Here is a 21,714-nt window from a genome sequence, read left to right as displayed (position 1 = left end):
AAACAAAAATATTTTATTTATTAACAAAAATATTATCCTCCGTTAATACTATTTCCTGTTGTTCACCTATGGAGAACATATAATCCTCAAGCACCTTTTCGGTGGTTCCTCTCAAGCCTCTTGCACCTAATCCTTTTTCAATAGTTTCTTCTACAATTTTTTCAATAGCCCCGTCTGTAAATTTCAGATCGGCTCCATCCATTTTAAAAAGTTCGATAAACTGATTGACAATTGAATTTTTAGGCTCCTTCATAATTCTTACCATTGTTTCTTTCGTAAGCTTATCAAGATAAGTAATGATCGGGAATCTTCCCAAAAGTTCAGGAATAAGACCGAAAGAACGAAGATCGATGGCATTAATATTTGTTAATATGTACTCGTCTTCATCCGTTTTGTTAATTTTTTCCGAACTGAAACCTATTGCCTGCTTGTTCATTCTTCTTTCGATGATCTCTTTGATCCCGTCGAAAGCTCCTCCTGCAATAAACAGAATATTTTGTGTATTCACCTGAATATATTTCTGATCCGGATGTTTTCTTCCTCCCTGTGGCGGAACATTTACAATACTGCCTTCCAACAGTTTCAGTAATCCCTGCTGAACTCCTTCTCCGGAAACGTCTCTTGTGATACTCGGATTATCTGATTTTCTGGCGATTTTATCAATTTCATCAATAAAAACGATTCCTTTTTCCGCTTTTTCCACATCATAATCGGCAACCATTAAAAGCCTTGAAAGAATACTTTCCACATCTTCACCTACATAACCAGCTTCCGTTAAAATCGTAGCATCCACGATACAGAAAGGAACATTCAGTTCTCTGGCAATGGTTTTTGCCAGCAGCGTTTTCCCTGTTCCCGTTTCACCGATCATGATGATGTTTGATTTTTCAAGCTCTACCTCTCTGTTTTCGTCCTGAGCGTGAAGTAATCTCTTGTAGTGATTGTACACAGCAATCGACAATTGTTTTTTTGCCTGATCCTGCCCGATGACATACTGATCGAGAAATTCTTTAATCTCTTTCGGTTTCTTAAGTTCGTTTATATTTTCTGCCGGAGCATAACCTGATTTTGAACTGCTGTCTTTCACGATTGCATGAGCCTGCTCGATACAATTTTCGCAAATAAAGCCGTTTTGACCCGAAATCAGCATCTGCACTTCATTTCTCTTTCTTCCGCAGAAAGAACATTGGTTTGAATTCATTTTTTATACGTAATATATAATAAGGTATAGAGTAAAGAAACTCGTAAAAATCTGCTTTACGAGTTTCTGTTATTTTTTAAGAATTAATAATAGAGTTCTGAATCTCAGTGTATTCTTCACCCGTAAGTTTTAAACGCTCATTTTTAAAATTCATGTCTTCCACGGTATTTAACGGGATGAGATGAATATGTGCATGAGGAACTTCTAATCCTACAACCGCCACACCCACTCTTACACACGGAATTGCTTTTTTAATTTTTTTGGCAACTTTCTGAGAAAAACCCCAAAGATTTTTATATTCTTCACTGTCCAGATCAAAAATTAAATCAACTTCTTTTTTGGGAACAACCAACGTGTGTCCTTTTACTAAAGGCATTGCATCCAGAAATGCAATAAAGTTTTCATCCTCGGCAATTTTATATGAGGGGATCTCGCCATTGATGATTTTTGTGAATATTGTGCTCATTTTTACTTAAAAATGTTTTTGATTAGAAATTAAACTTCAGTTCTTTTTCTTTCATTACAGGGTAATGTCCAATACTTCAAAAGACAGTTTGTTTCCGTTTGGTAAAGTAATATCTGCCGTTTCTCCTACCGCTTTTCCAAGCAATCCTTTTGCAATCGGTGTGTTTACTGAGATCTTTCCGGATTTCAGGTCGCTCTCGTTATCCGGAACCAGTGTAAACACCTGTTCCTGATTGGTTGCATTATTTTTAAGTCTTACTGTGGTAAGAATTGAAACTTTTGAAGTATCGAGCTGACTTTCGTCTATGATTTTTGAAGTGGAGATCACATCTTTCAGCTTAGAAATCCTCATTTCAAGCATTCCCTGAGCTTCTTTTGCCGCATCATATTCTGCATTTTCCGACAAATCTCCTTTGTCTCTTGCTTCTGCGATCTGCTGAGTAATTTTTGGTCTCTCTACAGTTTCCAACTGTTCCAGCTCAGCTTTCATTTTCTCTAATCCCTCCTTTGTAACATAGCTTGCCATAATTTTCAAAATTTAGTTTTAGTATAAAAAAATAATCCGACATTTGCCGGACAATGTTTTCGTGTAATAATCGTTTAATTTTTACAAATATATAAAAATTTAAATTGAAATGAAAAAAACTTTTTCAATATTATCTATCATCACATTATTGATTTTCAGTAATTTATCTATACATTCCTGCGGAAGCCGTGAAGACACCGTAAGTTGCTTTCCAAACAACCCGATCAACGTTACGCTAAATCTGAACCTCCCTGCTTACTATGCACTAAATCAGGTTGGTGGCTGGGTTTACATCAATGAGCAGCAATCCGGAACGAAGGGACTAATTGTGGTAAGAGCATCGGACAATTCTTTTAAAGCCTACGACAGAAACGCCCCTCACATTTGTCCCGATAACAATACGACTCTGGAAGTTCAGGACAACATCAGAATTGTCTGCCCGAAAGACAATGCCCAATGGATTTTATTAACCGGACAACCCACTGCTGTAGCCAATGTACAGCCGAAAACGTATCTTTACAATTATGATCCTTCAGGGAAAATTTTAAATATTTATTATTAGAAATAAAAACCGCAGAGATTTTCTGCGGTTTGGTTTTTATTTTAGCTTTTTATAAATTTTGTATACGAAATAGCAGACTATAATAAGAAAAATTAATGCTATAATCTGTAAAAAAAATAAACCAAAGCTGAACTCACTTATTGTTTCCATATTTTATAAATCTATAAATTCAATACTAACAATATTCCCCGTATTAATGTTAATTTTAACTTTTATCATAACCCTATCTTTATACACGGTTCCTAAACCTTCTAAAAATACATTATAATTTTCAAGACCAGTTACTTCAACAGTTAAAATATTTGAACTTGTATTTTGGCTATAGTCTAGCTGAGTGAAACTCCAAACACCCAAAGTTAAGCCATATTCAGTAGATGTTACACTGTCAAAAGCCCAAACATTATTAACTTTTTTTAATTTAATTCTAACCTCTTCTCCACTTCCCCAAACTCCTGTTCGTTTTACTCTTGCTGAAACTACTTTTTCCGAACCGTTATCTTGTAAAACCGAACTTTCAGTTATTAAATTACTGTTTTTTAATGCTAAACTTGATTTAAAATCTTGTAAATTATTAAATAAAATAGAATTATTTCCATTTACAGTGCTATCGAAGGATAAACTATTTTGATTGGAAAACCAATCTTGAAACTGCTGAACAGTAGTAGTAGGATTTTGATCAAAAAAACTAATCATAAAATTATACATACTTCCGTCTATTGCGTTATACATAAGCAATTCATAAATTTTAGTTCTGTTATCTGCACTTAGCTGATTAAATAAATTCCAGTGATAGGCATCTGTATTATTCATGATAAGTTCCAAAGCATTGAATCCTCCGCCATAACTTCCATACTCGCCCGTCTCTCCATAGCTTCCGCTGCCTGTTGTAAAACCTCCGGCGTCCTGCTCCTGATTACAGTATTGGCTTACATATACATCATAATAAGGCTGCTGATCTGCTGTACCGCTGCACGCTTCTCCCGGCGCGTGTCCATCTCCTGCTGTACATCTAACGGCAGTAATGGTAACATAATAATGGCAGGGTGAAGATTTGGAATTTATACCCGTTTTTTCACTTGTATTTACTACAACGCCATTGCTGTAACGAACCGTTTGTAAAAGTTCATCAGTTTCGTTACTAAATTCTACTTTCCCTGTAAAATTTTCTATTTTGTTATTTACCGTTTTATTTTCAGGGATATATTTTGCTTTGTAAAAAGATTCTTTTCCGTTTTTATCAACAGAATACACCAAAATTTCAAAGCCAGAATCTGCATTCCGTACAAGGGTAGAATAAGAGGTAATGTCCGGCTTTGTTATACAAGTACTTTGCTCTTATCATTTACAACACTAAGACTGTTTTTGGAATTCTCTTTTTTGCTTTTTGCGCGGGAAATAAAAGAGCTGAATTGCGGAACCTTCTGCATATCATACAATGCTTTGGTAACCTCATGGTTGTACTGGTTGTTTTCTTCGTTAATAGTTTCTGTTCTGCATCCCTGCAATAAGAATACCAATGCCATAAGCATCAGGAAATAAGATTTTTTCATTTTGTATTGAATTAAAAATTTGATGCTTCAAATATATATTTTATTCCGATACCTTACTGTTCTATTTTCGGGAATCTATTCTCTTTTTTCGGGAGGAATAAATTTTATGAATTGGAAAGATAGTTTTTGTTACTTTTGTTATCAGTATAATATTAGATTAGATCACAATGAACATTCAGATAGGAAGTAAAATAAGAAGATTGAGAGAAACTAAAGGTTTTTCTCAGGAAGAAATGGCTGAAAGACTACAGATTTCCCGTTCAGCATACAGCCGTATAGAAACTGGTGAAACAAACTCTTGGGTTAATCATATTGAAAAATTGAGTAAAGAATTGGATATAAAACCTGAAGAACTTTTCATTGGTGCAGATAGTTTGATTCAAAATAATCAAGATACAGATTCTGTAATTCAAAACAATACTAACAATGATACTCACATCACCATCAATCAATTATCTGAGAAAGTAATTGAAATGTATGAAGAACGCATCCGAGAGCTGAAAGAACAGGTAGAATTCTGGAAAACAAAGAACAGCTAAAAATTTGTAATGAAAGTTGTCATACAAAGAGTTTCAGAATCCAGCGTAAAAGTGGATGGAAAAATTGTCGGGGAAATCGGAAACGGACTAATGCTTCTGGTAGGAATTGATGAAAATGATGAAAAAAGCGATGCAGACTGGCTTGTACAGAAAATTTTAAACCTCAGGATTTTTGGGGATGAAGATGGCAAACTGAATCTTTCCGTTCAGGACATTCAGGGAGAGATATTGTGCATCAGTCAGTTTACGTTGATTGCCGATTACAAAAAAGGAAACCGCCCTTCTTTTATTAAAGCAGCAAAGCCGGATAAAGCCATTCCTTTGTTTGATTATTTTAAAGAAGAAATTTCAAAATCCGGACTGAAAACCGAGAGCGGAATTTTCGGAGCAGACATGAAAGTTTCGTTAATTAATGACGGTCCGGTAACAATTGTGATGGATTCCGTTACAAAAGCTTAAATTCGCAGAAAATATATTTACATTCAACAATGAAAAAAACGTTATTTACCTTAGTTCTTTTAACAGGAGTAAATCTTGCATTCGCTCAGAAATCTTATACAGACGAGCAGAAAGCTTCTTACTACATCGGTCTTGATATTGCTGAAAACATGAAGAAGCAGGGCTTTCCGGCAGATCCTGAATTATTGGCACAAGGTTTTAAAGATGCTTTCGGAGATAAGCCAAGTTTATTCCCGAAAGAAGAAATGGGAACTTTTTTACAGGGCTTTATGCAGAAGCAGAACGAAAAAAAACAGGCTGAAGCAAAAGTAAAAGCAGAGGAAAACAAAAAGAAAGGTGCCGATTTTTTAGCTAAAAATAAACTGAACAAGAACATAAAAACCACAGCAAGCGGTTTACAATATGAAGTTCTTAAAGAAGGTGACGGTAAAGGAAAACCTACAGCTTCAAGCTCTGCAAACGTAAAATATACCGGAAAATTAATGGACGGAACCGTTTTCGATTCTACGGATAAAAACGGAGGACAACCGATCGAATTAAATATTTCAGGGGTGATCAAAGGCTGGACAGAAGGAATCCAACTGATGTCGAAAGGTGCAAAATACAGATTCTACATTCCGTCTGATCTTGCATACGGAGATAACGGAGCAGGTGGCGTAATTCCTCCGGGAGCCACTCTTATTTTTGATGTTGAACTGGTAGATTTTAAATAATCTTTCCTGTTAAAAAATAGCAAAAACGTCTTTCAGAAATCTGAAAGACGTTTTTTTTAAATAAACTTTTATAAAAAAACTAATTTGCAGGAACGCTGCTGAAATTTAGTGCGATTCTAAGGTTCATGTCAGAACTTGTCTGGTTCTTCAGTTCATAAACCGTTCTTACGGTAACCCCCGTACTTTTTACCACCTCATCCAAAAATCCTGAAGTTGCAAGATCAAGATTCAAACTTGAAGCATCTGTAGAAATATTGGATCTCGAAGCAACCAGTCTTTCGGCCGTTCCGCTGGATGATATGTACACTTTTATGGATTTGAAAGCATTCAGGCTTCCTCCTGTAGGAGAAACAACAGAAACTTTTGCATCCGATATTCTTACGTCTTTAATGTTTGCATTGTTATTTCCTCCAAACCAAGTCTGAACGTTGGAAGCGGTGGAAGTAGAAGAAACTTCTTTATCTGCGGGAACTCCTGTGGAAACTAACACATTGGCTGTATAAGGAAATGTATTCTGAACCAACGACTGCACCGTTCCACAACTTACCAGAGCTACTGAAGCTACTGCCGCCGTCAAAAATATATTTTTCATAATGATGAATTTTAAGATTGTCTTTGCAGAAACTGTACCAAAATGATGAAAATTATTCTACACTTACGGTAAAACTGCCTTTGGTATTTCCGGAAGCCATATTGCTTTTCCCGATCATAAGCCACACTTCCCCTTTACCTTTGACGTCATATGTAATTTCTCTTCCGAAAGGTCCGTCATAATCTCCGTTGGGAAGTTTGATCTGGTTAAAGCGGATGTTGAAATCCTTTTCATTGGTCGAAATTTTTGCCTTTATTTTAGATTGATCGAAATTGATGATTTTAAGAATAAATTCCTGTCCGTCTTTTGTAAATTCTTCTCCTAAAGTTAACGGAAACTGTTCTGCATCTACCGTTCTGGTAATCTTTCCGTCCTTCACACTTCTCATGACTCCGGTTTTAAGAACTTCTTTGGTTTTCGGCGCGTTGTTGATCACAGAATCCTTCATTTTTACGGCTGCGGAATCCATTTTCGGAGCAGTATCAGATTGTTCGCTTACGATTACTGAATCATTTTTCTGAGTTTCTGCCGGAGCAGATTCTTTTTGACATGAAACAATAAGTAACGGGATGAGCAATAAGGATTTTTTCATAATAATAATTTTTAAGCACGATCTAAGCCGTCTTGATTTTTAAAGTTTATTAAGATGCCAAAATTGTTCCATTGATTATTTAGATGATTTTTTGATGACAATCTTTTCTGATTGATTAAAAAAACCTCACAGGTTTTTGAAACCTGTGAGGTTTGAACAACGATCAGCTTATTTCAAATTCTGATAATACAGAACTTTAGAAAGAAACGTTTCATTTTGTTGGAATTTAACTCTTTCTAAATTTAAAATTTCGGATTTTAAAGTATTATCATGTTTCTCTTCCGCATATTTTAATAATTGTTTTTCGCTGAAATTAATTTGAGTTTTATGGTAGTTTAAAGCAAAATCTTTACGCTTCATATTTTCAGAAGTGATGATTCCGCCCCAATTGATGTAGCTGCAAACGAGGATTACTCCGTAAATATACCAGGCCATCGTATTGAAAAGAAAAACATTTCTCTTCTGCTTCTGAATTTTAATAAATGTGGTAAACAACCCAATTAAAGCCAGAATTAAAAATGCATACACTCCTAATCTTTTGTAGGTAAAACCATAATTAATGATGTATTCTGAGTTTTTGATCATAGTAGAAATAACGAGGATGACATTCAGGAAAATCCAGATTTTGGCTAAAATTTTCATCAGCCCTGCTTTCGGATCAAAATTGAAATTTGATTTAAAATAAAACATGATGATCATAATCGACATGATGATGGATATGATTACGGCATTTACTCTTTCGTGTGTTTCTTCGGAAAGCTTCACAGGACTTTTTACAGACTCGTAAAACTGTTCATAATTGTAGGTGAAAATGAAAAATACGAGCAGAATATTCAAAGAAAATAAAGAGATCACGCCGCTCATTCTTTCTGCATCCAGATCAAGAAAAGAATAGGTTGCTTTCTGGATTTTATCTTTCTCCCCGAAATTATTATCCAGCAATCGGTTGCTCTTGTAAATAAATCGTTCAACCGCAAAATTCCAGTAATTAAAGGCAATGAAAAATCCTAAAACAATCATTACCAATAGCTGCCAGAAATTAATATCAAGCTCAATATTATTAAACAAATTGGCAAAATGATCGCTTGCTGCGGAATAAATCCCGAAGAAAACAGAGATCAGAATTAAAGGAATTATTACAAAAGCCAGCATTTTCTGCCACAAACCGGAAACGTTTCTTTTGGGAAGCCATGCATCGAAATTCAGAATCCTGAAAAATGAAGTAAAGCAGTTCGTCACAAAAACAGGAACCAGCAAAAGGATTTTCGTCCTGCGGTTTCTTGAGCGGTAGCCTAGTAATAAAAGTGAAGTTGCCACCGCTAAAAATGAAGGGAAATCTCCATACCACGCAAACGCAGCACTCGAAATAATGCTAGTTGCAAAAAGAAAAATAAATGTTTTGGTTCTGTTTCGTTCAGGAGTCCTGAAGAAAGTAAGCACGGCATAAATAATTCCGATAATTCCGAGATTGAGACCTACATTCTGATCATAAAATACAATGACAAAAAGCAAGGTCGTAAGAAATATATAATGATGTGTTTTCATAGGTTAGTTTTAGTATAGTACAGTTGTGTTTTTTTGCTGAATAAAATCTTTCAGGTGCTCAAAATTCTGCCAAAGCAGCGCTTCGAAATCCCATTGGTGAAAAGGCCGCATATTTTGTCCTTTTTTGTAGGCTTTGATGTAGATTTTGTAGTATTCCGGTAAAATGATGCTTCCCAAAACAATCGCAGCCAAAAGATGAGCGTTCAATTTTCCGTTTCCCAACAGGAGAAACTGCATGGCGATTTCGTCCTCGAAATTGGTTCCGCATCCTGTAATAAGATGATGAACATCGTGATTTTCCATTTTGGGAATCATCGTAAAACCATGTTTTTTATAAAATTCTCCCAATTTTCTGCCCAGAGAATCTTCCTGAAACTCCAGCAGTTGTTTTTCGGTAAATTGCCACTGCCTTTTCTTTTTCTTGAAATATTTCCTGTAGAGCTTCTGGGTTTTGTTGTAAACGAACAGAAGAAATTGTATGCGTATTTTTTTCATAATTTATATTTAAAATTTAGAAAACACTGTGAAAATCCCAACATATGCATATATTACAGCTATTGGAATATTGATCAGCATTATTAAAATAGATTTAAAGCAAACTTTCATTTGAGGTTTATTAAAAATTCCATAAATGATCAAAATCAAAGTGGTGGTAAGATTGACTATAAATCCACCTTCAAGAACTACAATTCCGCCCATCACAAAATAATCAAGCTTAGTCAAAATATATCCGAAAAGACAAATATTTCCCAGCCCGAATGAAAGCCAAAACAGAGTTTTTCCGATGTTTATTATCGTTTTTTCATTCATTGTTTATTGATTTATATTGTTGATATTAAGTATAGAAAAGAGAGGATTGGAAAATTAAACATCATTAATACCAAAGAATTTTTAAATTGAACACGGTTTTCAGGAAAAATAAATATAAAAGTAAACAGCAAAACGATTGAAATTAGATTAATGATCAGATTAATTGCTGATAAAAAAATCAAAGTCAAGACAAGATCATCACTAATTTTTAATATCATGCCTGCTATAATTAAAATTCCGATTAACCAACTTATAGAGAAATAAATCAATGCAATATGGTTATATTTATCTTTCATCAGTTATAAGTTTAAAAACCGTAATTTCCGGACGCACCATAAAGCGAACCTGAAAAGAATGTCCCAAAGCGCGGTTGATGTAAAGCATTTTTCCATCTTTAAGATCAATTTCTCCGGAAATATATTTTCTGTTTTTCACATGGTTAACTTCCCGCGAAAGGAGTTCCGAAAAGCCCGACAGCCAGCTCGATCCAGACTAAAGCCAGAACTAATAAAATCACAAAGCAGATCAGCAGTTTATACGGCAAAGCTCTTTTCGATCGGATGACCAGATTGATAAAAAATGCGGTTCCGAAAAGCAGTCCGCCCGCAACAGCAAAATCAGCGGGTGACCAGTTCCAGCCTTCTGCAAAAAGATTGGCAAAAAATGCAGTGAGCATTAATAATGCAGGAACTGCGAAAATGATAGCTGTTTTTTGTTTTTCTAAAGTCATAATTTTTGTTTTAAATTATTAAAAGTACTTTGTGTTTCAAAGTTTAAAAATAAAAAAATTTAATCTCTATTTTCCGAGTAATTTTTCCAAAGCATTAAGATGTTCTGTAAAGGCTTCTCTTCCACTTTGGGTTACGCGATACGATGTTTTGGGTTTCTTGCCTACAAATTCTTTCTTCACTTCTATATATGCTGCTTTTTCCAGCGCATTGCTGTGACTGGCAAGATTTCCGTCCGTAATTTCCAGCAGGCTTTTCATTTCTGAGAAATCAACCCAGTCGTTTACCATGAGAACGGACATAATGCCCAATCTTACACGGCTTTCGAATTCTTTGTTGAGTTGATTTATATTTATCATTTTAATTTTATCCTGTCTATTCTGAAATAATCATACACTGTTGCATCAACACCTATAATTTCCTTTGTCTTTACATTTTCAACGGTTACAAAATCATGATCTCTGAAAAATTCAGAATTAAAATGTCTGTTGATATTTTCATTCATTAAATAAATTTCTCCGACGTTATGATGAACCTTCCAATCATTTTGCAGTCCGCTCTGCTTCAATTTAAACTGAATAACAGAAGCTAAAAATGCTGAGTAACCGATACAGTTTGCTTTTTTGGTTTCTACTAATTTATCCGTTTCATGATCACATTTATCAAATGAAAAACTAAGGGTAGAAGCAGTTTGTTTCAAAGAATCCTGAATGAGATCTTCTACAGATGTATTACTTCCAGTTTCCTTTAACCGATTTTTCAGTTTCTCGTTGGCAATATCTAAAACCGTTCTTTCTTTAATTGTGTCGTAAGAGAAAAATACCCAAAATACATAAGTTCTGCAGATGACCATTGCAAAAATAATGATTAAAAATATCCCCCATTTTTTCACAATTCTATTTGTATTTCTTATGCATTATCAATCCATACACGATATGCAAAGCACCAAACCCAATCGTCCAGAAAACCAGTCCCCATCCTAAAAAGAACAAGGAAATTAATCCTAAAACAATCTGGCAATAACCTAAATATTTTATATCTGTTAATGTGTATCTTTCCGCACTTACCAAAGCCAGTCCGTAGAACAGCAGTGTTGCCGGAGCAATAAACACAAAAAGATGATGATAAAGAAGCGCCAGACAAAAGAAACCTCCCGTTACCAAAGGAACTGCAAAGGTAACCAAAAGTCTTTTAGTTGTCGCATCCCAGATCTTCAAACCTTTCTTTTTGCTTTTATTGGCTGTGAAAATATAACCACTGAGCAATGCAACCCCTAAAATAACAATGCCGATGATGACAAGTTCTTTCACCAAAGAAGGTCCGAAAATATTTCTTTCCCCATCAAAATAATCAATTCCCTCTCTCTGAAAAACAAAATATACATACACTGCTCCTATAATTGCCGCTAATCCCGCAACAACTCCGGACAACCCGCTCAAAGAAATAAATCTGGAAGAACGCTCCATCATAGAGCGAATGTGTGATAAGTCTTCGTGATAGTTTTTTGATTCCATAAAAAGAACTTTGAATTACAAAGTTATTATTTATTTTGAATCTGCAAAATATTTTTTTGGGAAATTTAGAATTTATTGCAAAAAAAAGCCGCTGATTTCTCAACGGCTCAATGTATAAATTACTTTGCTCTTAATCTTTCTTTAATGGATTCAATATTCTTTTTTGCAGAATCTTCCAGAATCAGACTTGCACTCATATGAATTCTTGCAGGCATCAGTTCGTTAAAATGATCTGTTCCTTCCCATGAAACCTTTTTAATTAAAGCTAAAGCATCGCTGCTTCTTGAAGCCAGAGTCTGAAGGAATTTTTCCAGCTTGGTATCCATTTCTTCAATAGTTTCTGAAACCGAATGATAGATATTGTGCTGTTCTGCCCATTCTGCAGATCTGAAATCCGCATCAATTGCCATTGCCGAAAACTGAGACTTTCCGATTTTTCTTTCCACATACGGTCCGATCACGAATGGCCCGATTCCGAGATTAATTTCCGTTAAGGCTAATGCAGAGTCTTTGGTTGCAAAACAGTAGTCCGCCCCACACGCAATTCCAACTCCGCCACCTGTGGTTTTTCCCTGAACTCTAACAACGACTATTTTTCCGCAGTTTCTCATTGCATTCAGAACTTTGGCAAAACCTCCGAAAAATTTTGTGGATTTTTCGAGTTCCTCAATTTCCAGAAGTTCATCGAAACTTGCTCCCGCACAGAAAGCTTTTTCCCCTTCACTTTTTACAAGAATGGCTTTTACTTCTTCTTTCGCACCTTCATCCAGAATGGTCTGTGCTAATTTTTCGAGAATGGCTCCCGGAAGCGAGTTGCTTTTCGGAGTTCCGAATGTAATTTCGGCAATGTTGTTTTTTAGTTCTGATACTACAAATTCGTTCATTTTTAGTTTTAATTGGATTCACACAAAAATACTAAATAGAACGCGTTCCGAGAGAATAAACTTTAATAAATAAAACACCTAAATCCTCACACTATTTTCTTTCACACAAAAAAAACATGAAAAATATAAAAAATACAATATATAAACCAATAAACATATATTAAGAATAATAATTCAAACATAATCAATTTACACAACTATATATTTGTTAAATAAAACAAATAATTATTATATTTACATCAAATCCGTAAAAATACGTAATCTGCAATTTGGTATTTTCTACTCTACTGTGAATTATTCTATTGTCGTTACTTTGACATGTCAATAAGACATAAGTTTTTAAAGATTTTTTGGCGGTATCCGAAAAGCCATGAACAGAGTAGGAATTTAAAAAAACTGAAAATTATATTATCATGGACGACGAATTAATGGGCGTAATCAAAGTATTCGCAGGCAATTTTGCACCTAGAGGCTACATGTTCTGCAATGGTGCTTTACTAAGTATTGCTCAAAACACTGCACTTTTCTCAATTTTAGGAACAACCTATGGAGGTGATGGTATTAATACATTTGCTTTACCTAATCTTAACGGACGTGTTCCAATTGGTACAGGACAGTCTACTACAGGACAATATTATGATCTTGGTGAGGAGGATGGAACTCCAACAAATACAATCCTTTCTTCCAATATGCCAAGTTTTGCAAGCCAACTGAAAGTATCTTCGGCTAATGCGACAACGGCTGTACCAACGTCTACGACATCGCTTGCCGTAAGCGGTACACAGGCGGGAAGAGATTTTATAGCTGTCCCAAGTTTTGTAGATGCGGCTCCTGATACGGTAATATATCCACAGTCTGTTGTTTATATAGGGCAGAATTTACCTATTAACAACATGCCCCCTTATGTAGGAATCAACTACATTATCTGTGTAGAGGGAATTTATCCATCAAGACCATAATTTTAAAAATACTAACAACCAAATACAATAATCATGGACGAAGAATTAATAGGAACCATCAAATTATTTGCAGGAAATTTTGCACCAAGAGGATATATGTTATGCAATGGCGCATTATTAAACATCAATCAAAATCAGGCACTTTTTGCTATTCTGGGTACTACTTATGGAGGTGACGGAAGAACAACATTCGCCTTACCAAACCTTAATGGGCGCACACCAATTGGTGCAGGAACATCAAATACAGGAAAAAGCGTTGTTTTGGGAGAAGCTGCAGGAAATCCTCAGACCACTCTTCTAAGCTCAAACCTGCCATCAATGATGAGCCAGCTAAGAGTTTCTAAATCGAATGCAACGAGTTCTACCCCATCTTCATCTTCTTCAATTGCTGTTTCCGGAACACAGGCAGGAAGAGATTTTATCGCCGTTCCGAGTTTTGTAGACAATGCTCCAGATACGGTAATCAATTCGGCTTCAGTAACTTTTACAGGTCAGAATTTGCCTATCAATAATATGCCTCCTTATTTAGGACTTAACTATATTATCTGTACGGTAGGGATTTTTCCTTCCAGACAATAATCATAACCTTAAAATTTAAAATCATGAAAAGTACTATACTTTTTACCCTATGTGTTTTTTTTACTTCAATCTTTTCTTTTGGACAAACCAGTACAGAACAGTTTGAAACAGAATCTAATGCTAGTGCAAGCTTTACAGATAACGGAGTGATTTTCAACATCCTGTCACATGTAAATACCTATGATATTCAGGCTGCCTATCCTGGAACGGGATGGAACGGAACTTCAATCGATAACAGGTATATCGACAATTCAGGAAGTGGTAACCAGTCAGCCGGAACGTCTTTCAGCATCAAGACTACATCCAACTTGTTTAAAGTAAACAGATTTTGGATCTATGTAGCTGCATCCAATCTTACACAGGGTGTTACAGGTACACTTACTATTACAGGAAAGCTATCCGGAATTACAAAATTTACTCAGACAAAAACTACAGGTTTTGTTAGTTCTATTGCTACTACAAACGGATATACTTTAATCGATATGACTAACCTTAACGGACAGAATTATAGCAACATCGTTATCGATCAGCTACAAATTACTGCCGGCGGAAATTTTCAATATCTAGCTCTTGATGCCTTCACATGGGTGAAAGATACCGGACTTGTATTAGCCGCCAATGAAGTAAAACCATCAAAAAAAGATTCAGGAATTTATCCTAACCCGACTAACGGTCCACTAACCATAAAAACTGACGAAAATACTAAGTTTGAGGTATACAGCCAGGCCGGACAATTGGTAAAAACAATTGAAACCCAAAAAGGAATCAATGAAACAGACATTTCAGAGCTTCCGAAAGGTGTTTATACGGTAAAGTCTTCCAGAGAATCTTATAAAATTATTAAAAAGTAATACGCTTATTATTAAAGTAAGAACTAATAACTATGAAATTCATTAGGATAAGCGATTGTACCGTGAAAGATTTTAAAGCATAATATTGTGATGATATCCCCTGAGAGATCGGGGGATTATCATATTTTCCCTCGTTCTGGCGATATTTAATATCACCGTTCTAAAAACTCTCTGAGAAATTCAGAGAGTTTTAATTTTTCAGTGTGAGAATATATTTATCGATATACAATTGTTTCTCTTTGGATTTATACTGCTGAATGTATCTCGGATGTTCCAAAACCGTCATTTTTTCAAATAAATTGGTTTCTTTATTTAATTTTGAAATAAAATCTGCATTCTTTTTACCCAAAATAAAAACTTCCGAAGTGTCGAGATTTAGGGTAATATGCTTTTTTAAAGAATCGATCATGAAGTCTTTTACATCTTTAAAAAGCTCTTTATCATCATAATAATTCGCATTGATCCAGCTGCCTTTCGATTTTCTTACAATCGCCAAAGGAAACGGAGAATTGATATAAACCTCTTTATAAAATTCTTCTGCTCCACCATACTGCCCAATCATATTATACATAAAGACCGAAGAAACTTCGTGGGTATGAGCAGATTCCATTTTAATTCCGCAAACAGCATTCAGACGTTTGGTATCGGTAAACGGAACGCCCGTAACTCCGGCTCCGTGACGACTTGGGTTAATTCCGATTAAAAATTTCCTCTGATGGCTGTCATTGTAATATTTCAGATAAAACTTTTCCATGACAATCATGGTTTCAGGATTATCGAGATATGGGTTTAAAACCTGAAAATCATCGGGAAGATTTCCGGAGTAATGTAAGTTTCGATTAAATTCTACTACTTCTTCAGCAAAAGTTTTCGTCATATTTGGTTTTTAAGAAAAAATTATCTGGCTGATCTTTTTAATCTACATCATCCTCATCTCCATCTTCGCTTAAGGCCAATTCAACATCAATGAACTGAATGTACAATCCACAAATATTTCCATTTGCATCATAGGCAAAATAAACAGGATAAATACCATCGCCAAAACCACTTGCAAACATAGGAATCCTGTATTCTGTATTCGGAACCTTCCAGTTGATCCAATCTCCTTCATCTCTCTGGTTTTTAGGATTTTCCTGATAGCTTTTCTCAAATAAATCGGCAAAATAATCGTCGTAAACATTATCAATATCTGCTTCATCAAAAAATTTATCCACAAAAGGAAGCACCTCCGCATCAGCAATACAGCCTAGTCCCGCATCTACCTCAAAACCAAAGAAATCATCTTCACTTACATCCTCCAATTCCTCAATTCCTACTAAAGCTTCCCTGTAAATAATAGGCTTTTCTTTTGCAAATTCAACTTTTACAACAGCATATCTATCTCCCCAATCTTCAGATTTTACCACGGCAACCGTTACCGGAAAATTTCCTTGCGGAGCCTGAATAAAATAAGGTGATTGATTGGCATTCAGATTCACAAGCGGATCTCTCACCACTATTTTTCCGGAAGGAAGGGAAACATTTCCGATTTCCATCGTTTCCAATGGCTGCCCTGCAATTTCATCAGACGTAAAATAAGTTTCCAAATCCGTCGGACATATGAGAACATTTTTTACTTCTTCATATTTCTGTAGCCAGTTTTCGTTCATTTCTTTTATGATTTAATTTTAAGCCTTAAAATAAGGAATAAAAATAAAGACATAACTATCCATAAGTTTTTTAACATAAAATTATAAAACACCCTTTCAACACAAGCTGAAAGGGTGTTTAGAATTATTTTAACCGAAACAGGTTAAGTAAAATGATACATGAAATTTATTTGTACGACTAAGAATCTGCACAAATAACGCACGCTCTTGGAGTACTCGGCCAGCTTCCGGGAATACAGCAGCTTCCTTTAGGACACGAAGTTGGTGTACAAGACCAGTTTGGACCAGATCCTTCAATGGCTCTCAACTCTGGTCTTGACAGTTTTTTTAAGTTTTTCATAATGATTTAGTTTTAATGATTGTTCCTACTCTTTATGCTTTTCGGATTTCGCATCCTAAAGTTAGCAATAAAATCATTTAAAAACAATTTAATCAAATAGTTATACAATTAAAAAGCAGCAATTCGTTAGAGAATGCTGCCTTATATCATCTTCTGAATTTAAATCAATCCAAACTGCTCAAAATGATGTGTAAAATGCTTCTTGTGCATCAGTTCCCACATTTCTTTATTTAATTTTCCAAAGACAAAATTCATGTGTTCTGCCTGTGGATTTTCTTTATAATAAATCACAAATCTTTTTAAGTTATCAATGAAAGACTGTTTAGCAGCTTCAAGATTTTTATGTCTTAACTCCAATAGTTTTTCGTCATCCTCTAAAAACGGCGCAGGGAAATCTTTTGGCATTTTTCGGTGATTATACAAAGAATCCTGCCATTTTTCCAATTGCTCTTCAGGAGTGAAACATTTGTCTGCTTCCGGTTCGCCAAGACTTACCAAAACCCCATGCTCCAAATGTTCAATCATTTGCTGAGGAGACATTTTACCCCAGCTTGGCTGAGTAGATTCTGTTAATCCATTCAGCATTTTCTGAATATTTTTTAAGTTTAAATCAATAAAAGGAGATTGTTTTGCCACCAAAGTTAAAATGGTCGCAACACAAACGATTTCATCTCTTTGATTCACGACCTCAACCAGCCATTTTACCACTCCGGAAGGAATGTTTCTTCCTTTTACGCCACGATTGATTTTTTCTTTCGCCGTTAAATACACCGTAATAGTATCTCCTGCATAAACCGGCTTGAAGAACGAACAGTTTTCCAGTCCGTAATTTGCGATAACCGGTCCTTTTTTCCCTGAAACAAACAATCCTGCCGCTGCTGAAAGAATGAAATAGCCATGAGCAACGGTTTTATCAAATATAGTTCCTGTTAAGCTCGTTGCATCGGTGTGTGCGTAGAAATGATCCCACGAAACATTTGAGAAATTCACGATATCTGCATCGGTAACCGTTCTTCCTGCAGTTTCCAGAGAATCTCCCACCTCAACTTCTTCAAAATATTTCTGGAATGGATGTTTATCTGAATATTTTTTCTCAGCTCCCTGCTGATAAATCTTTGTAATGGCTGTTAAAATATCCGGAGAACCCTGAATAGCTGTTTTCTGAAGGAAGAAATGAAGACCGTTCAAGCCACCCATTTCCTCTCCTCCTCCTGCTCTTCCGGGACCGCCGTGCATTAAAGTCGGAAGCGGAGAACCGTGACCCGTACTTTCTTTCGCGCTGTCTCTGTTTAACACAAAAATTCTTCCGTGCTGTGAAGCCATTTTCCAGGACGTTTCGGCAACGAAATTATTATCATGGGAAACGATGGAACCTACCAGACTTCCTTTTCCTCTTTTTGCCAACGCCGCCGCTTCTTCCGCATCTTTGTAAGGCATTAATGTAGAAACCGGACCAAATGCTTCGACATCGTGAGAGATATTTTTTTCAAAAGGTTTATCATTCAGGAACAGTTTCGGACTCATAAATGCTCCGTTTTCGTAATCGGCATCTATCAATTCGTGCTTTCCGTCGTAAACCAGTTCTGTTTCGGCTTTTAATAAATTTATTTTTCTTACAACTTCATCATACTGCTGTTTTCCCACCAAAGAACCCATTCTTGTTTCCCTACTCAACGGGTTTCCGATTTTTGTCTGGTCTAAAGCTTTGGACAAAGCATTCTGAACGTCTCCGATTAAGTTTTCAGGAACGATGATTCTACGGATTGCTGTACATTTTTGTCCGGCTTTCGTCGTCATTTCGTTACGTACTTCCTTAATGAATAAATCAAACTCGGGAGTTCCAGGTTTTGCATCCAATCCAAGAATTGAACAGTTCAAAGAATCTGCTTCCATATTGAAACGAACAGCATTTCCTGCAATTGACGGTAAAGATTTTAATTTTCTTCCTGTATTTGCAGAACCTGTAAACAGCACAGAATCTCCATCCTGAACATAATCCAGAATATTTCCCGGATCGCCGCAAACCAGCTGAACCGCTCCTTCAGGAAGGATTCCGCTTTCAATCATATCCTGAAAGACGGCATTCGTTAAATAAGAACCAAACGGAGAAGGTTTCACAATGGATGGAACCCCCGCCAATAAAGAGGTGGATAGTTTTTCCAACATTCCCCAAACCGGAAAGTTATAGGCATTAATCTGAACGGAAACCCCTTCACTTGGTGTTAAAATATGAGTTCCTAAGAAAGTTCCGTTTGCTGAAATTTTCTGCGTATCTCCATCTACCCAAAACGGTGTATTCGGAAGCATTCTTTTTGCCAAACCTGAATACGTGAAGAATGTACCGAAACCTCCTTCAATATCTACCCATGAATCTACATGAGTAGCTCCTGTCTTATATGATAATTCGTAATATTTTTTCTTTCTTTCTAAAAGGTAAAGCGCTACTTTTTTCAACATTTCACCACGATCGTAGAACGTCATGGATGAAAGGTTTTTGTAGCCTACTGTTCTTCCGTAATCCAAAGCCTGCTCAAAATTCAGACCTTCTGTGTCGGAAACAGCAACCTGCTCTCCATTAACAGCGTTATATAAAGGAATTCCGTTTCCGTTTCCTTCGATCCACTCGCCGTAGATATAGTTTTTTAACTTTTCCATATTTATCTAATTTGAAAATTTGAGAATGAGTCAATTTGAAAATTAGCACATTTTCAAATTATTTAATTTTACTTAATATCATCCCAGATGCTGTAATCTACAACTTTCGTAGGAATCTGCTGAACATATTCTGTGAAAGGTTCACAAGGCAAAATAGCATCTTTTCCTTCTCTTGCCAATTCCTGATACAGTTTTGTTCCTTCTGTTTTCCATTTAATCATTTCATCGGAAACATCGCGGATGATTTTTGCGGGACTTCCGACAATTAATTTTCTTGCATCACATCTGAAGTTTGCCGGAACAAAAACTAAAGCACCGATGATACATTCATCTCCGATGACCGCTTTGTCCATCACGACTGAATTCATTCCGACCAGACAATTTTTTCCGATATGTCCGGAGTGAATAATTGCTCCATGACCAATGTGTGCAGACTCTTCAAGTATGGTTTCAATACCCGGAAAAACGTGAAGGGTACAGTTTTCCTGAACATTGGCACCGTCTTTCACAATAATTTTACCCCAGTCGCCACGAATCACTGCATTGGGACCGACATAAACTTCTTCGCCGATTTCCACATTTCCGATGATCACCGCTTGCGGGTGAACGTACGCGGAAGGTTTTATTATCGGTCGAATTCCGTGATATGAGTAGATATTCATAATTTTAATTTGAAAATAAATCAATTTGGAAATTTGAGAATGTGCCAATTTGAAAATTAAAACGCTGTGAATAGTATTTTCAAATTCTCAAATTAGTACATTTTCAAATTAAACCCGTTCAATCACCATCGCATACCCTTGTCCGACACCGATACAAAGAGTACACAATGCATATTTCTTATCCTGTTTTTGAAGTTCCATTGCTGCTGAACCAACGATTCTGGCTCCCGAAACTCCAAGTGGATGACCGATTGCAATAGCACCTCCGTTTGGATTTACTCTTGAATCGTCATCTTTTAAACCTAAGGTTCTTGTTACGGCTAAAGCCTGAGCGGCGAATGCTTCATTCAATTCGATGATATCCATATCATCTAATGAAAGATTCAGTCTTTTTAATAGTTTTTGAGTGGCTTCTACAGGTCCGATTCCCATGATTCTTGGCTCAACATAAGCAACGGAAGATCCTAAGATTTTCGCTTTTGGTTTCAACCCGTATTTTTTTACAGCTTCTTCACTTGCTAAAATTAAAGCTACTGCTCCGTCATTCATTCCGGATGCATTTCCTGCGGTTACCGTTCCTTCTTTTCTGAAAGCCGGACGAAGTTTTCCTAATCCTTCTATTGAAGAAGTCGGCTTAATAAATTCGTCGGTATCAAAGATTTTCGGTTCACCTTTTTTCTGTGGAATTTCAACTTTTACGATTTCTTCCGCCAGTCTTCCGCTTTCCTGAGCTTTGGTAGCTTTCTGCTGCGACCAAAGGGCAAATTTGTCCTGATCTTCACGGCTGATGTTATGCATATCCGCTAAATTTTCAGCCGTTTCACCCATTGCATCAATCCCGTACATTTCTTTCATTTTAGGATTTACAAATCTCCATCCGAAAGTGGTGTCAAACATCTGGCTGTCTCTACCGAAAGCTGTACTTGGTTTTGACATTACATAAGGAGAACGCGTCATATGCTCTACTCCACCTGCGATATAAATTTCACCTTCTCCTGCAGCAATTGAACGGAAAGCATTTGCCACCGCAGACATTCCTGAAGCACACAATCTATTCACCGTTTCCCCTCCGATTTTATACGGAAGTCCGGCCAATAAAAGCCCCATTCTGGCAACATTTCTATTATCTTCTCCTGCCTGATTGGCACATCCGAAAATAACATCTTCAATTTCCTCAACAGGAACTTCAGGGTTTCTTGCTACAATTTCTTTAATAACAATAGCAGCCAAATCGTCGGCTCTTACTTCTGAAAGACCTCCGCTCAATTTTGAAATGGGAGTTCTTATGTAATCTATGATGTATACGTTGTTCATAATAATTCAATTTAACAATCCAGCA

Annotated in this window: 29 protein-coding genes; 7 read left to right on the top strand and 22 right to left on the bottom strand. The window is 36.1% G+C overall.

Annotation, left to right across the window (positions count from 1 at the left end; all coding sequences use genetic code 11):
• Positions 1-13: 13 nt before the first annotated feature.
• The 3 genes from clpX to greA all read right to left on the bottom strand — a co-directional run bounded on the left by clpX (position 14) and on the right by greA (position 2,192).
• Positions 14-1,201, bottom strand: a complete 1,188-nt coding sequence (gene clpX, locus PFY09_RS16010) for an ATP-dependent Clp protease ATP-binding subunit ClpX (RefSeq protein ID WP_076395211.1) — start codon at positions 1,199-1,201, stop codon at positions 14-16.
• Between the two features lie 76 nt (positions 1,202-1,277).
• Complete coding sequence (locus PFY09_RS16005) at positions 1,278-1,667, bottom strand: HIT family protein (RefSeq protein WP_076395209.1); 390 nt, start codon at positions 1,665-1,667, stop codon at positions 1,278-1,280.
• 54 nt (positions 1,668-1,721) lie between these two features.
• A complete protein-coding gene (greA, locus tag PFY09_RS16000) occupies positions 1,722-2,192 on the bottom strand; it encodes a transcription elongation factor GreA (RefSeq protein WP_076395207.1) in 471 nt (156 codons plus the stop codon).
• A 109-nt stretch (positions 2,193-2,301) separates the two neighbouring features.
• On the opposite strand from greA, the gene PFY09_RS15995 reads away from it, so the two are divergent.
• The gene (locus PFY09_RS15995) at positions 2,302-2,754 is read left to right on the top strand and encodes a hypothetical protein (RefSeq protein WP_076395205.1); all 453 of its coding nucleotides are present in this window, start codon (positions 2,302-2,304) and stop codon (positions 2,752-2,754) included.
• A gap of 153 nt (positions 2,755-2,907) precedes the next feature.
• Here PFY09_RS15995 and PFY09_RS15990 read toward each other — a convergent pair whose 3' ends face one another.
• Positions 2,908-4,008 carry a hypothetical protein gene (locus PFY09_RS15990; protein ID WP_271160349.1) on the bottom strand — a complete coding sequence of 367 codons (1,101 nt, stop codon included), beginning with the start codon at positions 4,006-4,008 and terminating at the stop codon, positions 2,908-2,910.
• 62 nt (positions 4,009-4,070) lie between these two features.
• Positions 4,071-4,304, bottom strand: coding sequence for a hypothetical protein (locus PFY09_RS15985; protein WP_271160348.1), 234 nt, complete (start codon positions 4,302-4,304; stop codon positions 4,071-4,073).
• Positions 4,305-4,471: 167 nt separating this feature from the next.
• On the opposite strand from PFY09_RS15985, the gene PFY09_RS15980 reads away from it, so the two are divergent.
• Genes PFY09_RS15980 through PFY09_RS15970 form a run of 3 tightly spaced genes read left to right on the top strand, consistent with a single transcriptional unit; the run spans position 4,472 to position 6,015 of the window.
• Positions 4,472-4,843 (top strand): helix-turn-helix domain-containing protein, encoded by a 372-nt coding sequence (locus tag PFY09_RS15980; RefSeq protein WP_271160347.1) that lies wholly within the window; start codon positions 4,472-4,474, stop codon positions 4,841-4,843.
• 9 nt (positions 4,844-4,852) lie between these two features.
• Complete coding sequence (gene dtd, locus PFY09_RS15975) at positions 4,853-5,302, top strand: D-aminoacyl-tRNA deacylase (RefSeq protein WP_108410163.1); 450 nt, start codon at positions 4,853-4,855, stop codon at positions 5,300-5,302.
• Between the two features lie 29 nt (positions 5,303-5,331).
• Positions 5,332-6,015 (top strand): FKBP-type peptidyl-prolyl cis-trans isomerase, encoded by a 684-nt coding sequence (locus PFY09_RS15970; protein WP_271160346.1) that lies wholly within the window; start codon positions 5,332-5,334, stop codon positions 6,013-6,015.
• Between the two features lie 79 nt (positions 6,016-6,094).
• On the opposite strand, the gene PFY09_RS15965 is transcribed toward PFY09_RS15970, so the two are convergent.
• The 11 genes from PFY09_RS15965 to PFY09_RS15915 form a co-directional block, all read right to left on the bottom strand.
• Positions 6,095-6,607: a hypothetical protein gene (locus tag PFY09_RS15965; protein ID WP_271160345.1), complete on the bottom strand. Its 513-nt coding sequence runs from the start codon at positions 6,605-6,607 to the stop codon at positions 6,095-6,097.
• Between the two features lie 52 nt (positions 6,608-6,659).
• On the bottom strand, positions 6,660-7,199 hold the full coding sequence (locus tag PFY09_RS15960; protein WP_271160344.1) for a hypothetical protein: 540 nt from the start codon (positions 7,197-7,199) through the stop codon (positions 6,660-6,662).
• A gap of 168 nt (positions 7,200-7,367) precedes the next feature.
• Positions 7,368-8,744, bottom strand: coding sequence for a DUF4153 domain-containing protein (locus PFY09_RS15955; RefSeq protein ID WP_271160343.1), 1,377 nt, complete (start codon positions 8,742-8,744; stop codon positions 7,368-7,370).
• A 9-nt stretch (positions 8,745-8,753) separates the two neighbouring features.
• Positions 8,754-9,239, bottom strand: a complete 486-nt coding sequence (locus tag PFY09_RS15950; RefSeq protein WP_271160342.1) for a Coq4 family protein — start codon at positions 9,237-9,239, stop codon at positions 8,754-8,756.
• A 9-nt stretch (positions 9,240-9,248) separates the two neighbouring features.
• The gene (locus tag PFY09_RS15945; protein ID WP_271160341.1) at positions 9,249-9,554 is read right to left on the bottom strand and encodes a hypothetical protein; all 306 of its coding nucleotides are present in this window, start codon (positions 9,552-9,554) and stop codon (positions 9,249-9,251) included.
• Between the two features lie 285 nt (positions 9,555-9,839).
• Positions 9,840-9,989: a hypothetical protein gene (locus PFY09_RS15940; RefSeq protein WP_408640173.1), complete on the bottom strand. Its 150-nt coding sequence runs from the start codon at positions 9,987-9,989 to the stop codon at positions 9,840-9,842.
• A gap of 4 nt (positions 9,990-9,993) precedes the next feature.
• Entirely contained in the window at positions 9,994-10,284 is a 291-nt protein-coding gene (locus tag PFY09_RS15935; protein WP_271160340.1) for a hypothetical protein, read from the bottom strand.
• 66 nt (positions 10,285-10,350) lie between these two features.
• Positions 10,351-10,641, bottom strand: coding sequence for a winged helix-turn-helix domain-containing protein (locus tag PFY09_RS15930; protein ID WP_076395182.1), 291 nt, complete (start codon positions 10,639-10,641; stop codon positions 10,351-10,353).
• Positions 10,638-11,174 carry a hypothetical protein gene (locus tag PFY09_RS15925; RefSeq protein ID WP_271160339.1) on the bottom strand — a complete coding sequence of 179 codons (537 nt, stop codon included), beginning with the start codon at positions 11,172-11,174 and terminating at the stop codon, positions 10,638-10,640. The genes PFY09_RS15930 and PFY09_RS15925 overlap by 4 nt, the downstream gene beginning before the upstream one ends.
• A gap of 4 nt (positions 11,175-11,178) precedes the next feature.
• Positions 11,179-11,796, bottom strand: coding sequence for a hypothetical protein (locus PFY09_RS15920; protein ID WP_108411091.1), 618 nt, complete (start codon positions 11,794-11,796; stop codon positions 11,179-11,181).
• Between the two features lie 119 nt (positions 11,797-11,915).
• Positions 11,916-12,680 (bottom strand): enoyl-CoA hydratase/isomerase family protein, encoded by a 765-nt coding sequence (locus tag PFY09_RS15915; protein WP_116095989.1) that lies wholly within the window; start codon positions 12,678-12,680, stop codon positions 11,916-11,918.
• Between the two features lie 413 nt (positions 12,681-13,093).
• Between PFY09_RS15915 and PFY09_RS15910 the strand changes: the two genes are divergently transcribed.
• The 3 genes from PFY09_RS15910 to PFY09_RS15900 are packed head-to-tail and all read left to right on the top strand — an operon-like array spanning position 13,094 to position 15,069.
• Complete coding sequence (locus tag PFY09_RS15910) at positions 13,094-13,639, top strand: phage tail protein (RefSeq protein WP_271160338.1); 546 nt, start codon at positions 13,094-13,096, stop codon at positions 13,637-13,639.
• A 33-nt stretch (positions 13,640-13,672) separates the two neighbouring features.
• On the top strand, positions 13,673-14,218 hold the full coding sequence (locus PFY09_RS15905; RefSeq protein WP_271160337.1) for a phage tail protein: 546 nt from the start codon (positions 13,673-13,675) through the stop codon (positions 14,216-14,218).
• A gap of 23 nt (positions 14,219-14,241) precedes the next feature.
• The gene (locus tag PFY09_RS15900) at positions 14,242-15,069 is read left to right on the top strand and encodes a T9SS type A sorting domain-containing protein (protein ID WP_271160336.1); all 828 of its coding nucleotides are present in this window, start codon (positions 14,242-14,244) and stop codon (positions 15,067-15,069) included.
• Positions 15,070-15,259: 190 nt separating this feature from the next.
• Here the strand turns inward: PFY09_RS15900 and PFY09_RS15895 are convergent, their stop codons facing one another.
• From PFY09_RS15895 to pcaF, 6 genes are all read right to left on the bottom strand, one after another.
• On the bottom strand, positions 15,260-15,946 hold the full coding sequence (locus PFY09_RS15895; RefSeq protein ID WP_271160335.1) for an SMUG2 DNA glycosylase family protein: 687 nt from the start codon (positions 15,944-15,946) through the stop codon (positions 15,260-15,262).
• Positions 15,947-15,983: 37 nt separating this feature from the next.
• Entirely contained in the window at positions 15,984-16,718 is a 735-nt protein-coding gene (locus tag PFY09_RS15890; protein ID WP_271160334.1) for a DUF4241 domain-containing protein, read from the bottom strand.
• A 178-nt stretch (positions 16,719-16,896) separates the two neighbouring features.
• Positions 16,897-17,058 (bottom strand): bacteriocin-like protein, encoded by a 162-nt coding sequence (locus PFY09_RS15885; protein ID WP_165762953.1) that lies wholly within the window; start codon positions 17,056-17,058, stop codon positions 16,897-16,899.
• Positions 17,059-17,217: 159 nt separating this feature from the next.
• On the bottom strand, positions 17,218-19,713 hold the full coding sequence (gene paaZ, locus PFY09_RS15880; RefSeq protein WP_271160333.1) for a phenylacetic acid degradation bifunctional protein PaaZ: 2,496 nt from the start codon (positions 19,711-19,713) through the stop codon (positions 17,218-17,220).
• Positions 19,714-19,781: 68 nt separating this feature from the next.
• Positions 19,782-20,375 carry an acyltransferase gene (locus PFY09_RS15875; RefSeq protein ID WP_271160332.1) on the bottom strand — a complete coding sequence of 198 codons (594 nt, stop codon included), beginning with the start codon at positions 20,373-20,375 and terminating at the stop codon, positions 19,782-19,784.
• Between the two features lie 108 nt (positions 20,376-20,483).
• Entirely contained in the window at positions 20,484-21,689 is a 1,206-nt protein-coding gene (pcaF, locus tag PFY09_RS15870) for a 3-oxoadipyl-CoA thiolase (RefSeq protein ID WP_271160331.1), read from the bottom strand.
• Between the last annotated feature and the right edge of the window lie 25 nt (positions 21,690-21,714).

Origin of the sequence: Chryseobacterium gambrini, from assembly GCF_027920505.1 — a bacterium.
GTDB classification, from domain to species: Bacteria; Bacteroidota; Bacteroidia; order Flavobacteriales; family Weeksellaceae; genus Chryseobacterium; species Chryseobacterium gambrini.
This window is presented reverse-complemented; position numbering and strand designations above follow the sequence as displayed.